Raw genomic sequence first — 1,615 nt, 5'->3', positions numbered from 1 at the left:
CCCGTTAGCCATCCATGAAGCGCAAAATCAGCGCTTCACCACAGAGAATGAAAATGGGGAAAAACCGTACATACTGATTCTACGGCTGGGAGAGGAAGGTCGATGAACTATGGTGCGTTAGAGCCCATCCGTTAGTCTGACTCCAACGACCACGGTGCACCACTGACTGTCGCTCCCTTACGGGAAGCACACATGGTAGATTAATCCTATTCTGATTGTTGCACCAGCCTCCAATAATAATTAGAGCCGTAGAAAGGATGTTTTTCAATGGATGTAGTCATTGAAAGAGCATGTGGTATGGATGTTCATAAGGACAATATAACCGCTTGCATTATCACACCAGAAGGAAAGGAGATTAAAACGTTTTCAACTAAAACTATCTTTTTAATACAGTTGATAGACTGGATTAAAGAGAATAACTGTACACATGTTGCCATGGAAAGTACAAGTGTTTACTGGAAACCTATTGTGAATTTATTAGAAGCTGAAGATATTGAGTTTCTAGTTGTGAATGCCCAACACATGAAGGCGGTCCCAGGACGTAAAACAGATGTGAAGGACGCAGAATGGATTGCTAAACTCCTTAGTCATGGGCTTTTAAAAGCTAGTTATATTCCAGACAGAAATCAACGGGAACTGCGAGAACTAGTTCGATACCGTCGAAGTATTATTGAAGAACGCGCTAGGCAACATAATCGTATACAAAAAGTATTAGAGGGTGCAAATATCAAACTTGGTTCTGTTGTTTCAGATGTCATGGGTGTTTCTTCACGAGATATGCTTAACGCTATCGCCAACGGCGAAGAAGATCCTGAAATTCTATCAAACTTCGCTCGACGTACTATGAAAAAGAAAAAAGAAGAACTGGAGCTAGCCCTAAGGGGATATATTAATTCTCATCAACGCTTAATGTTAAAGACTATTTTAAAACATATAGACTTTTTAACTGAGCAAATCGAGATGTTAGACCAAGAAGTAGCCGAAAGAGTAAGCACACATCAAGATGATATTGACCGACTAGATTCTATTCCTGGAATAGCTACAAGAATGGCGGAACAAATATTATCTGAAATTGGTACTGATGTGAAAAAGCAATTTCCTAGTGCAGCCCATATGTGTTCTTGGGCAGGATTAGTTCCAGGTCATAATGAAAGTGCTGGAAAAAGAAAATCAGCTAAAACCAAAAAAGGAAACAAATATTTAAGATCAGCATTAACAGAAGCAGCTCATTCTGTAAGAGGATCTAAAAACTATCTCGGCGCACTATATAGGCGTACAGCAGCACGAAAAGGCAAAAAACGGGCAGGAATTGTAGTAGCTCATGCCATGTTACGCATCTCCTATTATCTCTTAACTCGAAAAGAAATGTATGTAGACTTAGGCGAAGACTACTTTGATAAAAAGAAACAACAGTCAATTGTTCGACATTCCTTACGGAGACTTGAGAGTTTAGGATACACTGTTACGTTACAAGAACCTGAAGCATCTTAATCCAGTCCATCTACCTACAATAGTTCAATGAATTAGGCGCTCTCTTTTTTTTAAACGAATGAGCTGCGTCTTATTAAGTATTGCCTTTTTTCCGAAATTACAGAAGTTTATTTTCATGGTAGTT

The 1,615-nt window shown here is 39.1% G+C and carries 1 protein-coding gene; it reads left to right on the top strand.

Annotated features, from left to right (window positions below):
* Positions 1-267 precede the first annotated feature (267 nt).
* Entirely contained in the window at positions 268-1,491 is a 1,224-nt protein-coding gene (locus WAX74_RS20890; RefSeq protein ID WP_336499577.1) for an IS110 family RNA-guided transposase, read from the top strand.
* The last annotated feature ends 124 nt before the right edge of the window (positions 1,492-1,615 follow it).

This window comes from Psychrobacillus mangrovi (assembly GCF_037104765.1).
GTDB lineage: Bacteria > Bacillota > Bacilli > Bacillales_A > Planococcaceae > Psychrobacillus > Psychrobacillus mangrovi.
The sequence above is the reverse complement of the archived record's forward strand: the minus strand, read 5'-3'. Positions and strand labels throughout refer to the sequence as shown.

Coding starts and splice junctions, on each gene's coding strand:
- WAX74_RS20890 (WP_336499577.1), top strand. CDS start 268: ATGGATGTAGTCATTGAAAGAGCATGTGGTATGGATGTTCATAAGGAC.